General features: G+C 29.8%; 16 protein-coding genes. 15 read left to right on the plus strand and 1 reads right to left on the minus strand.

Annotation, left to right across the window (positions count from 1 at the left end; all coding sequences use genetic code 11):
• The first annotated feature begins 117 nt into the window (after positions 1–117).
• From EYW44_RS17750 to EYW44_RS17805, 12 genes are all read left to right on the plus strand, one after another.
• The gene (locus EYW44_RS17750; RefSeq protein WP_132725752.1) at positions 118–1,821 is read left to right on the plus strand and encodes a glycoside hydrolase family 9 protein; all 1,704 of its coding nucleotides are present in this window, start codon (positions 118–120) and stop codon (positions 1,819–1,821) included.
• 187 nt (positions 1,822–2,008) lie between these two features.
• Positions 2,009–3,400, plus strand: a complete 1,392-nt coding sequence (locus EYW44_RS17755) for an anthranilate synthase component I family protein (protein WP_132725755.1) — start codon at positions 2,009–2,011, stop codon at positions 3,398–3,400.
• 74 nt (positions 3,401–3,474) lie between these two features.
• Complete coding sequence (locus EYW44_RS17760; protein WP_132725758.1) at positions 3,475–4,056, plus strand: anthranilate synthase component II; 582 nt, start codon at positions 3,475–3,477, stop codon at positions 4,054–4,056.
• Positions 4,057–4,139: 83 nt separating this feature from the next.
• A complete protein-coding gene (trpD, locus tag EYW44_RS17765; RefSeq protein ID WP_132725761.1) occupies positions 4,140–5,126 on the plus strand; it encodes an anthranilate phosphoribosyltransferase in 987 nt (328 codons plus the stop codon).
• 137 nt (positions 5,127–5,263) lie between these two features.
• Positions 5,264–5,623, plus strand: coding sequence for a four helix bundle protein (locus EYW44_RS17770; RefSeq protein ID WP_132725764.1), 360 nt, complete (start codon positions 5,264–5,266; stop codon positions 5,621–5,623).
• 71 nt (positions 5,624–5,694) lie between these two features.
• On the plus strand, positions 5,695–6,483 hold the full coding sequence (gene trpC, locus EYW44_RS17775; RefSeq protein ID WP_132725767.1) for an indole-3-glycerol phosphate synthase TrpC: 789 nt from the start codon (positions 5,695–5,697) through the stop codon (positions 6,481–6,483).
• A gap of 13 nt (positions 6,484–6,496) precedes the next feature.
• Positions 6,497–7,006, plus strand: a complete 510-nt coding sequence (locus EYW44_RS17780) for a hypothetical protein (RefSeq protein WP_132725770.1) — start codon at positions 6,497–6,499, stop codon at positions 7,004–7,006.
• The gene (locus EYW44_RS17785) at positions 7,003–7,650 is read left to right on the plus strand and encodes a phosphoribosylanthranilate isomerase (RefSeq protein ID WP_243643694.1); all 648 of its coding nucleotides are present in this window, start codon (positions 7,003–7,005) and stop codon (positions 7,648–7,650) included. Before EYW44_RS17780 ends, EYW44_RS17785 begins: the two co-directional genes overlap by 4 nt.
• Before the next feature lie 47 nt (positions 7,651–7,697).
• The gene (locus EYW44_RS17790) at positions 7,698–8,474 is read left to right on the plus strand and encodes a hypothetical protein (RefSeq protein WP_132725773.1); all 777 of its coding nucleotides are present in this window, start codon (positions 7,698–7,700) and stop codon (positions 8,472–8,474) included.
• 37 nt (positions 8,475–8,511) lie between these two features.
• On the plus strand, positions 8,512–9,690 hold the full coding sequence (trpB, locus tag EYW44_RS17795) for a tryptophan synthase subunit beta (RefSeq protein WP_132725776.1): 1,179 nt from the start codon (positions 8,512–8,514) through the stop codon (positions 9,688–9,690).
• Between the two features lie 152 nt (positions 9,691–9,842).
• On the plus strand, positions 9,843–10,613 hold the full coding sequence (gene trpA / locus EYW44_RS17800; RefSeq protein WP_132725779.1) for a tryptophan synthase subunit alpha: 771 nt from the start codon (positions 9,843–9,845) through the stop codon (positions 10,611–10,613).
• 4 nt (positions 10,614–10,617) lie between these two features.
• The gene (locus tag EYW44_RS17805; protein ID WP_165872266.1) at positions 10,618–11,880 is read left to right on the plus strand and encodes a DoxX family protein; all 1,263 of its coding nucleotides are present in this window, start codon (positions 10,618–10,620) and stop codon (positions 11,878–11,880) included.
• An 84-nt stretch (positions 11,881–11,964) separates the two neighbouring features.
• Here EYW44_RS17805 and EYW44_RS17810 read toward each other — a convergent pair whose 3' ends face one another.
• On the minus strand, positions 11,965–12,624 hold the full coding sequence (locus tag EYW44_RS17810; RefSeq protein WP_132725784.1) for a DsbA family oxidoreductase: 660 nt from the start codon (positions 12,622–12,624) through the stop codon (positions 11,965–11,967).
• Between the two features lie 144 nt (positions 12,625–12,768).
• Between EYW44_RS17810 and EYW44_RS17815 the strand changes: the two genes are divergently transcribed.
• The 3 genes from EYW44_RS17815 (at position 12,769) to EYW44_RS17825 (ending at position 14,482) form a co-directional block, all read left to right on the plus strand.
• Positions 12,769–13,110, plus strand: a complete 342-nt coding sequence (locus EYW44_RS17815) for a hypothetical protein (protein ID WP_132725787.1) — start codon at positions 12,769–12,771, stop codon at positions 13,108–13,110.
• 41 nt (positions 13,111–13,151) lie between these two features.
• The gene (locus EYW44_RS17820; RefSeq protein ID WP_132725790.1) at positions 13,152–13,817 is read left to right on the plus strand and encodes a metallophosphoesterase family protein; all 666 of its coding nucleotides are present in this window, start codon (positions 13,152–13,154) and stop codon (positions 13,815–13,817) included.
• Between the two features lie 110 nt (positions 13,818–13,927).
• Positions 13,928–14,482 (plus strand): TlpA family protein disulfide reductase, encoded by a 555-nt coding sequence (locus EYW44_RS17825; protein ID WP_132725793.1) that lies wholly within the window; start codon positions 13,928–13,930, stop codon positions 14,480–14,482.
• The last annotated feature ends 55 nt before the right edge of the window (positions 14,483–14,537 follow it).

Raw genomic sequence — 14,537 nt, forward strand, 5'->3', positions numbered from 1 at the left:
ATTTGTTTTTTAATGTTACTTTTTTAAGGAGTTTGTGTGAATTGAATTAAAGTTTGACATATTTTAATGTCTTTTTTGTTTTAAATTGTAAAAATTATTGAACAAATGATATAAACAATGAAAATATTAAAGTCTCTATTGTTTCTTTTAGCAATTCAGATAAGTGCTCAGCAAGTTGAAGATAAAATAGACATCAGAATAAATCAACTAGGTTATACTTTGGGTAAAACCAAGCTTATTTCATTAAATGCGTCTTCAAATGTTTTTCCTGTTAACTATAAAATAAAGGATAACAAAGGCGAGATAATTAAATCGGGTACAATACTAAAAGGAAATCTTTGGAAAGACGCTAACGAATATGTTGGGCAAATCGATTTTTCAGAGGTAAACAAAGAAGGTAAGTATGTTGTTTCAGTAAATAATCAGCAAAAAGAGTTTTCAATTGGTTCTTCAGTTTATACAGAAGCAGTAGATGATGTTTTTAAATACTATTACTATAATAGATCAGGGATTGAAATAGAACCTGAGTTTGCTGGTAAATGGTCTAGACCATTGGCTATGATGGATGATAAAATAAAAGTGCATGTATCGGCAGCTACCAAAGAAAGACCAGAAGGAACTATTATTAATGGTTCAAAAGGTTGGTACGACGCTGGAGATTATAATAAGTATGTTGTAAACAGCGGTATTAGTACCTATACATTATTAAGTGCTTATGAGAATTTTCCTGAGTATTTTAAAAACAAAAAATTTAATATTCCAGAATCTAACAATGATCTTCCAGATATTTTAGATGAAGTAATTTGGAATTTAGATTGGATGCTGTTAATGCAAGACCCGAATGATGGGGGAGTGTATCATAAATTAACAGGATTAAATTTTTCTGGAGTTGTAATGCCTAAAGCATATAATTTAGATAGATATGTTGTAAAGAAAAGTACTGGAGCTGCTTTGAATTTTGCAGCAGTAACAGCTATGGCAGCAAGAATTTTTTCAGAATTTAAAAAAGAAAAACCAAATTATAGTAAAAGATTGTTAGAGGCTTCAAAGAAAGCCTATGAATGGGCTAAAAAAAATCCAGAAGCATATTATTTGAATCCTAAAGGAGTGAAAACTGGACAATATGAAGACGATAATGTTCTTGGGGAGTTTCAATGGGCTGCTGTTGAGTTGTTTATTACTACTAAAAAGAATATCTATAAAAAAGATATCAATATAAAAAGTATATCTAATGAAGTGCCTTGGTGGAAAGATGCTAGTGCATTAGCATTATATTCTATCACAAATTTTAAAAATCAATTAAAAAAAGATGTAAATGTTTCGTTAGCGGAAAAAAAGTTATTAGCAAAAGCAAAGGAATTAAAGAAAAGTGTAGAGAAGTCTCCTATGAGAATTGCAATGACTACTCCTGATTATGTTTGGGGGAGTAATGGTGTTGCCGGAAACCAATTAATGTATTTAATGAAAGCGTATGAAATATCTAAAAAGGCCTCTTTTTTAGACGCTGTTTTTGTTGGTATGGATTATTTAGTTGGAAGAAATGGATTAGGAGTTTCTTTTATTACAGGGATTGGTACAAACGCTGCTAAAAATCCACATCACAGAATCTCTGAAGCAGATGACATAAAAGAAGCAGTGCCAGGTATGGTTGTTGGTGGTCCACAACCAGGACAGCAAGATAAATGTAAGTATCCAAGTACCTATGCCGCTAAATCATATTCCGATACTTGGTGCTCATATGCATCAAACGAAGTAACAATTAATTGGAATGCTCCAATGGTTTATGTTATGAGTGCTTTGAATTTTACTGAAACTAAATAAAAAAGAGAAAAAAAATTTGGACAAAATAAAATGACTTTATAAATTTGTTGCAAATGAAAACGATACAATTAAATAACTGGTGGTGGAAATCTCTTAACTTACGTTAGTGAGACCATCTTGTTATGTATATATAATAACTAAAAAGGCTTATCTCATGATAAGCCTTTTTTTTTGAACAAATTGAAAAATGACACCAATAAAATTTAAAACACAAACTAAACAAAAGATTTCAGATACGGTTACTCCAGTAGGATTGTATCTTCGTTTAAGAGATAAATATCCGAATACATTATTGTTAGAAAGTTCTGATTATCATAGTAAAGAAGAGAGTTATTCTTTTATTTGTATAGAGCCAATGGTGTCTTTTGTAGCTGATAAAGATGAGTTTTCAATATCGGTAAAAAACAAAGAGGTAAAAAGAAGTAATATTGGAAGAAATTTTGATGCTTTATTCAATGATTTTACCAATTTAATTGATTTAGATTGCGATGAAAACTTGAAACCTTTTAATGGTTTGTATGGATATACTACTTTTGATAGTGTTCAGTATTTTGAAACTATTACTTTAGATAATCCTGATGCTCCATCTGCAATACCAATGATGCAGTATAGTTTTTACAGATTCATTATTGCTATTAATCATTTTAATGATGAAATGCAATTAATCGAAAACTTACAAGAAGGAGAGGCTTCTCGTTTAAAAGAAATAGAAACAATTATTGAAGCACAGGCTTTTAATACACAAAAGTTTGAAATAGAAGGATTAGAAACTTCAAATGTTACTAGTAAAGAGTTTATAGAGAATGTGAGAAAGGCAAAATCTCACTGTAAACGAGGAGATGTTTTTCAATTAGTTTTATCACGTCAATTTCAACAATCATTTAAAGGAGATGAGTTTAATGTGTATAGAGCATTACGATCTATCAATCCATCACCTTATTTATTCTACTTTGATTATGGAAGTTTTAAATTAATGGGGTCTTCACCAGAAGCTCAAATTAAAATAAACAAAGGAAAAGCCATAATAAATCCGATCGCTGGTACTTTCAGAAGAACAGGAGATATGGCAGAAGATATAAAGTTAGGTAAAAAATTATCTGACGATAAGAAAGAAACAGCTGAACATGTAATGTTAGTTGACTTAGCTAGAAACGACTTAAGTAAGCATGCAGAAAATGTGACTGTTGAGGTATTTAAAGAAGTACAATATTTTAGTCATGTAATACATTTAGTATCTACAGTTCAAGGAGAAATAAAAGGAGATCCAATTAAAATTGTTGGAGATACTTTTCCTGCGGGAACTTTAAGTGGAGCACCAAAATACAAGGCAATGGAGTTAATCAATAAATATGAAAACCAATCTAGAGGTTTTTATGGTGGTGCTGTAGGAATTTTAGGATTAAACGGCGATGTGAATTTGGCAATTGGAATTAGATCGTTTGTAAGTAAAAATAATGTGTTGTACTACCAAGCAGGAGCAGGAATTGTAATTCATTCAGATGAAGAAAAAGAATTACAAGAAGTAAATAATAAACTAGCAGCTTTAAAGAAAGCATTGATTTTAGCAGAGAAAATATAAACAGTATTAAGTAAAAAGTATTAAGACATAAGTTTGGTCTTAATACTCAGTGCTAAGTACTCAATACTTAAAAAATGAAAATATTAATATTAGATAATTACGATTCTTTTACCTATAACTTGGTGCATATGGTAGAAAAAATCACAGATGAATATCCAGATGTGTATAGAAATGATGAAATTTCTATAGAGGAGATTGCTGACTATGATTTAATTATGTTATCACCAGGACCTGGAATTCCAGATGAAGCTGGAATTTTAAAAGAAGTTATTAAAGCATATGCTGGAAAGAAACCAATTTTTGGAGTTTGTTTAGGTTTACAAGCAATAACAGAAGTTTTTGGTGGTAAAATTATAAACATGAACGAAGTGTTTCATGGAGTTGCTACTGATATGAAAGTAACCAAGCCAGAAGCAATTATTTTTGAAGGTGTTCCAGGAACTTTTCCAGCAGCTCGTTATCATTCATGGATTGCATCTAATGAACATTTACCAGCTGAGTTAGAAGTAACAGCGGTAGATGAAGAAGGAGGTATTATGGCAATTCGTCATAAAGAACATGCAATAAGCGCAGTACAATTTCATCCAGAAAGTATTTTAACAGAAGTTGGAGAACAGTTAGTACGTAATTTTATCAATAGCGTAAAAAGTAATTAATAATTAGGAATTATGAATTGCGAATTGATTTTCAGAAGTTAAAAATAATTCGCAATTCGTAATTGAAAATTCGCAATTCGTAGATGAAAGCAATTTTAAACGATTTATATCAACATAAAAGATTATCAAAGTCAGAAGCAAAACAAATTCTGATTGATATTGCAAAAGAACAATACAATGATGCGCATTTAGCTTCATTTTTAACAGTGTTTATGATGCGTCCGATTACTGTAAATGAGCTTGCAGGTTTTAGAGAGGCACTTTTAGAATTGGCAATTAAAGTTGATTTATCTGATTTTAATACGATTGATATTGTAGGTACAGGAGGAGATGGAAAAGATACTTTCAATATATCAACTTTAACATCATTTATTGTAGCAGGAACAGGACAAAAAGTAGCTAAACACGGTAATTATTCAGTGTCATCAAAGTCTGGTTCATCAGATATGTTAGAAAGCTTTGGTTATGAGTTTACCAATGATGAAGCAACTTTAAAGTCGCAATTAGAAAAAGCAAATATTTGTTTTTTACACGCGCCAAAGTTTCATCCAGCAATGAAGGCAGTAGGACCAATAAGAAAAGCATTAAAATTAAAAACGTTTTTTAATATGCTAGGTCCTTTGGTAAATCCAAGTTTTGCACAAAATCAATTATTAGGAACTTTTAATTTAGAGGTTGCTCGATTGTATAATTATATTTTACAAGAGGAAGATACAAATTACGGAATTGTACATGCTTTAGATGGATATGATGAAATTTCATTAACTGGCGGATTCAAATTCTTTTCAAAAAAAGGAGAGCAATTAATTACTCCGGAATCTTTAGGGAAAGAGAGAGTAGCACAATCAGATATTTACGGTGGAAATTCTGTAGAAGAAGCAGCGAAGATTTTTAAAACCATTTTAAATGGTGAAGGTACAGAAGCACAAAATAGTGTGGTCCTTACCAATGCAGCTGTTGCACTAACAATTGTTGATGATACGAAAAGTTTTGAAGAAGGGTATGAAGAAGCAAAGAGCTCGTTGTTTGGAGGAAAAGCAAAAGCTTGTTTAGAAAAATTAGTGGGATAGTATTTTTGAATTACGAATTACGAATTACGAATTACGAATTGGGAATTGGGAATTGGGAATTTTTTATTTCAATTTACAATTGAAAGTATCAATATAAAGAAAGAAAAAGAGAGTGAAAATTAATAAGAAAAGAAACTATGAAAGAAAATGTTATTCAAATAAAAAGCTATGATTTTGCTGTTAGAGTTGTAAAACTGTATCAACATTTATCAAAAGAGAAGAAAGAGTTTACATTAAGTAAACAATTATTACGTTCAGGAACATCAATAGGAGCTAATGTTGAAGAAGCAATAGGAGGACAAAGTAAAAAAGATTTTTATGCAAAATTAACTATAGCATATAAAGAAGCAAGAGAAACAAATTATTGGATACGTTTATTAAGAGACACTAATTATTTAAAGGATATTGAAGCAAAATCTTTATTAAAGGATATAAATGAACTTCTGAAAATAATAGGTAGTATTCAAAAAACAATGAGAACCAAAATTAATAATTAAGAATTAGGATTTAAGAGTAGAGGAATAATAGACAATTCGTAATTCGTAATTTAAAATTCATAATTTATAAAATGACAATTTTAGAGAAAATAATAAATTTTAAGAAGCAAGAAATTGCTAAAATAAAAGCAGAAGTTCCAGTAAAAAAGTTAGTAGAAAGTCCTAATTTTAAAAGAACACCAATCTCTTTAAAAGCCTCTTTAACAGAGAAAGGATCAACAGGAATTATAGCTGAATTTAAAAGGCAATCTCCGTCTAAAGGAGTGATCAATGATAAAGTATCTGTAACAGATGTAACTAATGGATATTTAGAAGCCAATGTTGCGGCACAATCTATTTTAACAGATACATCATTTTTTGGAGGAACGATGGCTGATTTAATGGAAGCCAGAACTGTAAATTCAATTAGACCAATTTTAAGAAAGGATTTTGTAGTAGATGGGTTCCAAATTGTAGAAGCTAAAGCTATTGGAGCAGATGTAGTTTTATTAATTGCAGCGTGTTTAACAGCAGAAGAATTAAAAAACTACGGACAATTAGCAAATGATTTAGGATTAGATGTTTTATACGAGGTTCACAACCAACAAGATTTGGATAAGATCTCTGATTTAGATAATAAAATTATCGGAATTAATAATCGCGATTTGAAAACGTTTAAAGTGGATTTAGAGCATTCGATGGCATTAGCAAACCAAATTCCAGATAGTGCCATTAAAGTTTCTGAGAGTGGAATAAGCAATCCTAGAATTGTTACTGGTTTAAAAGAATTTGGTTTTCAAGGATTTTTAATAGGAGAAAACTTTATGAAAGAGGAAAATCCTGGTGTAGCTTGTCAAGAATTTATTAGTCAGATTAGATAATAAAAAGAGAAGTTTGAAAATAGAGAGTTATCAAATACGTGATTGGGAAGATAATGAAGTAGGAGTTTTGTTAGATGAAAACGATGATTGGATTTTAATACAATCTATTCCTGGTGATTATCAAGTAGACGGATATAAATTACTAAGAAAGAATTTTGTTGAAGAACGATATGAGGTAGAAAATGCTCATATTATCAAAAAAGTTATAGAATTAAAAGAAATTGAAATTCAAAAACCTGATGATTTTAAGTTTGGAAGTACTATTGAAATTTTAAAGTGGTCTGAAAGTAAGTATGGTTGTTTTGAATTTCAAGATGAAGTTGAAGAAGAGCTGTTTTATGGTGTTTTAGATAATTATGATATTGAAAGTTTCTCTATAGATTCTATAAAATCTGATGGGATGATAGATTTAGATTTTGATGAAGTTTTTAAAATAAAAGATATAAGAACGATCTCTTTTGATTCAGATTACTTTAGGTCAATAAGTTTATTATATAATTATTACAAAAAGAACAAAGAATGAAATTGAAAGTTTGCGGAATGAAGTATGTAGAAAATATTAGAGAAGTAGCAGCGCTCAATCCTGACTATTTAGGCTTTATTTTCTATGACAGATCGAAACGAAATTTTGAAGGAATCATTCCAGAAATTCCAAAGGGAATAAAAAAAACAGGTGTTTTTGTAAATGAGTATTTAGAAATTGTACTATCGCTAGCGGAAGCATACAAATTGAATGCATTACAGTTACACGGTGATGAATCTGTAGCATATATCAAAGAATTAAAAGATCACCTTGAGCGCAGTCGACAGGAAAAACGATTACAGAAAGTTGAAATAATTAAGGTTTTTGGTATTAAAGATACATTCGATTTTTCAGTGTTAAAACCTTATGAAGAAGTAGTTGATTATTTTTTGTTTGACACCAAAGGAAAAGAACGAGGAGGTAATGGAGTTACGTTTGATTGGACCGTTTTAAAAGATTACAATTCAACAAAGCCATTTTTTCTAAGTGGAGGAATTGGCTTAAATGAAGCAGCGTCTGTAAAAGAAATTTTAAAAACAGATTTACCTATTTATGCATTAGATGTAAACAGCAAGTTTGAAACAAAACCAGGTTTAAAATCAATAAAAGACTTACAAAAGTTTAAAAAAGACTTGAGTTTGTAAGATGAATATGAAAAATTAAAAAGAAAGATTTAGAAAAATAAGCTTAAATGAAGAGGTATAAATTAATGATAAGTTTTAGTGTTTTACTAATTTGTATTTGTTGTAAAGGACAAATAAAAGAAGGTAAAACTAGGGTTGCCTCATCTGAAGAGATAGAAATTAAAGAAACAGTAAAAGATACTTTATCATTACAGGAATTCAAATTAGAAAAAGATAAAGGAAGAAGTTATCAGGAAGTAAGAAAAAGTGTAGAAGCTAAAAGAAAAGAATTACGTTCAAAAGATGAGTTAGATTCATTAAGTAGACAATTTAAAGAATCGCTATTACATAGAGTGATTCCATTTTGGGAAGGAACAATGTGGTCATTTGAAGGACATACTTCTCAACCACAAAAAGGAGAGATAGCTTGTGGATATTTTGTATCAACAACGTTGAGACATATTGGACTCAATATAAATAGATATCAATTAGCACAACAGAGCCCTATAAATGAAGCGAAAAGTCTAGTTTTAGAGAGTGAAATCTTAATAGTTTCAGAAAAAACAGTTGAAGAGAACATTAAATCAATAACTGAAAAATTGCCAGAAGGAATTCATTTTATAGGCTTTGATGAAAGTCATGTAGGATATATTCTAAAAGAAAAGGAGCGGTTGTATTTAATACACTCAAATTATACAGGAAAGATGCAGGTTGAAATAGAATCAATTGAAACATCAACTGTATTTAAATCGTATTCAAAATTTTATATAGTGCCGTTAAGTACTAATAAAAGTTTATTAAAAAAATGGATACATAAAGAAGAGATAATAATAGTAAAGAAATAAAATAGAGGCAATAGCCTAATGCCAAAAGCCATAAAAGATGAAATTTAATCCAGATAAAAACGGTTACTACGGACAATTCGGAGGAGCATTTATTCCAGAATTGTTATACCCAAATGTAAAAGAGATTGAAGACAATTATATTCAAATAATAGAATCTGAAGAGTTTCAAAATGAATATAAAGCGTTGTTAAAAGATTACGTTGGTCGTCCTAGTCCATTGTATTTAGCAAAACGTTTGTCAGAAAAATATGGAGCAAATATTTATTTAAAAAGAGAAGATTTAAATCATACAGGAGCTCACAAAGTAAATAATACCATTGGTCAGATTTTAATAGCGAAGAAGTTAGGTAAAACTAATATTATTGCAGAAACAGGAGCTGGACAGCATGGAGTAGCAACAGCAACAGTATGCGCATTAATGGGGTTAGATTGTACGGTATTTATGGGAGAAGTAGATATTGAACGTCAGGCACCAAATGTAGCTCGTATGCGAATGTTAGGTGCAAAAATAGTACCTGCAACAAGTGGTAGTAAAACATTGAAAGATGCAACCAACGAGGCTATTCGTTATTGGATTCAGAATCCTGAAACATTTTATTTAATTGGTTCAGTAGTAGGTCCACACCCACATCCAGATATGGTAGCTCGTTTACAAGCGATTATTTCAGAAGAAATGAAATGGCAATTAAAAGAGAAAACGGGCAAGGAAAATCCAGATACCATTGTAGCTTGTGTTGGAGGCGGAAGTAATGCAGCAGGTGCATTTTATCATTATTTAGAAGATGAAGATGTAGAATTAATAGCTGTAGAAGCAGCTGGTTTAGGTGTACATTCAGGAGAAAGCGCTGCTACTTCTCAATTAGGAGAAGTTGGAGTAATTCACGGAAGTAAAACGATTTTAATGCAAGATGAATATGGACAGATTGTTGAACCGTATTCTATTTCTGCTGGATTAGATTATCCTGGAGTTGGACCTTTACATGCCTATTTATTCGATTCGAAAAGGGCTAAATTTATGAATGCGACGGATAAAGAGGCGTTAACAGCAGCCTATGAGTTAACACGGTTAGAAGGTATTATTCCTGCGTTAGAAACGGCACATGCTTTGGCGGTATTACCGAAAATGGATTTAAAACCAAATCAAACTGTAGTTATTAATTTGTCTGGTAGAGGAGATAAAGATTTGGCAACATTTATCAAGTATTTAGAAGATTAATAAATTTTAGAAATAGAATATTAGATGTAAGAAGTAAAGCTTGTCAGTTCGAGTGTTTTCTTATGAAGTGATAACGTAATACAAAACGTATCGAGAACAGTTCAAGTAAAGAAACTTCTACTATTTAATATCAAATATTTAATATCAGAAAAATGAATTCAATTCAACAAATATTTCAAAAGAACGATAAAAATTTATTATCAATATTCTTTACGGCAGGTTTTCCTGAGTTAAATGCAACTCAACAAACAATAGCTTCTTTAGAAGAAAATGGAGTAGATTTTATCGAAGTTGGTTTACCATATTCAGATCCATTAGCAGATGGACCAACAATTCAACATAGTAGTTCTGTAGCATTAAAAAATGAAATGAACTTAGATGTTGTTTTTGAACAATTACAAGTAATAAAAGATACCAACAGGACTCCTTTAGTGTTAATGGGGTATGTAAATCAAATTATAAAATATGGTGAAGAAGCTTTTTGTCAAAAAGTAGTTGATTGTGGTATTGATACCATTATTATTCCAGATTTACCAATGGTAGAGTATGAAAGTCATTACAAAGCTTTGTTTGCAAAATACGGAATTACAAATGTGTTTTTAATTACGCCTCAAACATCAGAGGAAAGAATTCGTAAAATAGATACATTGACAGAATCATTTATTTACATGGTTGCCTCTTCTTCAATTACAGGAGCAAAAGGAGAGATTTCTCAACAACAAATCGATTATTTTGAGCGTATAAAAGCAATGAATTTACAAAGTAAGTTAATTATCGGTTTTGGAATTTCTGACAATAAAACATTTTCAAAAGCTTGTGAATATGGTAACGGAGCTATTATAGGATCAGCATTTATTAAAAGTTTAGATAAGAATGGAGTTGAAGGCATTGGTGAGTTTGTGAAAACAATAAAAAATGGATAAATCGATGAATAGAATAGGAGTTAAATCATTTTTAATAAAACTCCTATTCTTATACATTGTATTTTATATTTACCCTTACGGATTTGAATATATAAAAGGTTTAAATACTGATAGTATATCCTTTTGGGAGAAAATAACTATATGGTTTGGAGAAACTGTTATAGGTTGGGAATTAAATGAGAATCTTTTATATAATGGATTCGACTCAAAATATGATTTCAGTAGGTTTTTACTAATAACAATTATTTCGGTAATTGTAGCTGCAGTCTGGGAATTTATAAACTTTAAGTTAAAGGTAAATCATAGTTTTAAATTAAATAACTTAACCAGAGTTATACTAAGATATCATGTTGGTTTTACATTGATCCTCTATGGATTGTCTAAAGTATTTATGTTGCAATTTGGAGAAATGGACTTAAATAAGTTAGAAAGTAAAATGGGAGATTATACAGGAATGCGTTTTCTGTGGGCTTTTATGAGTAGTTCTAAGTTATATACTATGACGACAGGATGGGTTGAAGTGGTTGGAGGAATATTATTGTTATTTAGAAGATTTACTTTTTTAGGCGCTTTTATTTTGTTAATAGCGATGATTAATGTTGTTATTATTGATATAGGTTATGATGTTAGAGTAAAAATGTTCGCAATACATTTATTGTTAATGACAATTATGTTACTTAGTCCATATTTTAAAAATTTATTAAACCTTTTTATTTACAATAAATCTACTGAACCAATAGTTGAAAAGCCTTTGTTTATAACTTCAAAGGGTAAAAAAGCGTCAAAGTTGATAAAGCTTCTAATTTGTGTTGGGATAGGGACTTCTTTCTTTATGAGTTTTTCTGAAAGAATTGAAAGAAGATATACAAAAGTAGCTCCTACATTCACAGGGAACCATGTAGTACAACAATTTTTAATAAATGGAGATACGATAAAACAAGCAGATTATAAATGGAAGTCCATATTATTTAATAGTGACTCTAGATTACCTGGAAGTGTAAAAGTAATAAATGAGAGTAATAAGAATAATTATTATTCACTTAAAGCAGATACTCTAAAAAAAGAGATTACATTATATAGTTTTAGAGATACATCTGAAGTTAAAGCAGTATTCGTTTATAAAAAACGATCAAAGAAAGAGTTTGTTTTTAAAGGTAAATTAGAGAGTGATTCTATTTTTATTAAAACAAAAGTTCATGAATTAAATGAGTACAGACTAATGGAAGAAATTAGGTGGATTACTGATTATGGAGATTTTAAATTTTAGTTCTATTTGTGCTTGATAAAAAACAGCCTCAATAATCAATAAAAATTTGTGAGGCTGTTTTTTAGGTTTAAATCTTAGTTTTATTTAAGACTCCGTTTCAGCAGTCTGAGTAAATTGAGTTAAAATACTTTTAAACACTTCAATAGGTTGCGCACCCGTTACACCTTCTTTTCTATTAAAAACAATGGTAGGAACAGATCTTACACCTAAGTTTTGCCAATATTGTTTATTTCTTTGTACTTCAAAACGTACATCATCATTCTCTAAAGTAGCTAAAGCCTCTTCAGCATTTAAGCCAACATCTAACAAAGCTTGTTTCAAAACATCTTTTTTAGAAACATCTTTTTGTTCACTAAAATAAGCTGTAGTTAATCGCATTTTTAACTCAGTTTGTTTGTCAAACTTCTTAGCATATTCAAGTAAAACATGTGCATCAAATGTATTTACAATTCGCATGCCGTTATAAAAATCAAATTTAAGATCAACATTAGCACCAGCTTCTACTAATCTATTTCTAGAAGCTTCATGTTGTTCTTTAGTAGAACCATATTTTTGAGTGATATGTTCAGTTAAATCTTGTCCTTCCTCGGGCATATTCGGGTTCAGTTCAAAAGGCTGCCATTCAATGCTTACTTGATCTTCAATATTTAAATCGGTAATGGCTTTTTGTAAATGTTTATATCCAACAGTACACCATGGGCATACAACATCAGAAACTATATCTATTTTTAATTTATTTTCCATAAGTGATAAATTTAGGAATTAAATGAACAGTATTTATAAGAAATACAATTCAAACAATTTTATCTATGTATTTGTAGGAATAATTAAGATTTTCTTACATGTTTTTTTGGAGTATTTTTACCCTATTAATTAAGAGTTGTAAAAATGAAAGAGACGACAGATAATTCTTTAGGATATTTAGTAATTCTATTAATTGGTATGGGAATATTTTTTTATGTATATAGAAAAGAAAAGTCTTTATCAAATGAAAGGGGAGAAGCGAAAGGAAAGATTATAGATGCAAGATTGTCAGGTCGTAAAAAAAGATTAGTCTATGTTTTTTATGTAAAAGGGAGAAAGTATAAAGGAGAAGTATTATCTGCAAGATTTGATTGTGCTAATAAAAAGAACGATTGTATTGGAGAGGAGTTTTTTGTAATCTATGATAAGAAAAATCCAAAGAAGAGTGTAATAGATGGAAAATACATAAGCTTAAAGAAAAATTAAAATTTAAAACGATATTATTCAATAGAACCAAATAAAAATAAATGGCTATATACGTAATAGGAGATATACACGGATGTTTTACTGCATTAGAAACTATTTTTAAACAATACATTATACAAGAGGAAGATACTGTCGTTTTTCTTGGAGATTATATTGATAGAGGACCTAATAGTAAAGGAGTAATAGATTGGTTAATTAAGAATAAAGAAAAGTATCATTTTGAGTTTATTTTAGGAAATCATGAAATAATGATGCAGACAGCCAGAAATAATCATGATACATTAAAAGATTGGTTATACTTCGGAGGAGCTGAAACGTTAAATTCATATAAAATAGGAGATGATCTTAATTGGGTGAATAAAATAGATAAAAGTCATTGGGAGTTTATTGATAGCTGTAAACCATATGTTGAAATTGATGACTATATTTTTGTGCATGCAGGATTAGAAAAAGGAAAGAATTTAGAAGCACAGAACAAGTATCATTTGTTTTGGAAAAAGTTTGAAATTCCTGAGAAATATAGTAAAACTAAAAAAGTAATTTGCGGACATACTTCTAGAAAAAATGGAGAAATAGCTAATTTTGGTCATACTATTTGTATTGATACGTATGCTTATGGAGGAAAATGGTTAACATGTTTAAATGTAGAAACAAATGAGTATATAAAAGCAAATAATGAAGGAAGAGTGAAAAAAGGAAAGCTATAAAATTTTAAGATTTAAGAGAAAAAAAATAATGATTACGTTTATTAAGAAAAATATAACATGGTATACTGATATGTTAGTTCATTTACAACGACCAATCACAAAAAACTTATATGAATTTTAAAAAACATCTGACATTATCAAACTTTATTTTTGGGTTAGCTATTTTTTTGCTGATTTATAAACCAACACGTGCTTGGTTTATAAGACAAGTTTCTTTTGCTCCAACAGTAGAGAAGATAGAAGGAGGAGCTCGTGTTTTTGATTATAATTGGGAATTGACAGGTGTAAATACATACAATGCAAATTTTTCTGAATTCAAAGGAAAAGTGATATTTTTAAATTTCTGGGCAACTTGGTGTCCGCCTTGTGTAGCAGAATTGCCTTCAATTCAAAAGTTTTATAATGATTATAAAGATGATGTTGTGTTTATAACAATTACCAATGAAAACTGGAACGATGTAAGTACGTTTTTTAAAGAAGAAGGTTATGAATTCCCTGTATATCAAGCTAAGCAAGGATATTTAAAAGAGCTTCCGTCAATAACATCAATTCCAAGAACTTTTATCATAGATAAGCATGGAAATATTCGTGTAGATAAATCTGGAGCGGCGAATTGGAGTGATAAAAATTTCTTAGAAAGTATTGAGTTTATTTTACAGGAATAAATAGATCTGTCTTTATTACCAGAAGAAATTTTTTTATTAGGAGTTAAAAGAAGAT

This window comes from Tenacibaculum sp. M341 (assembly GCF_004337695.1).
GTDB lineage: Bacteria > Bacteroidota > Bacteroidia > Flavobacteriales > Flavobacteriaceae > Polaribacter.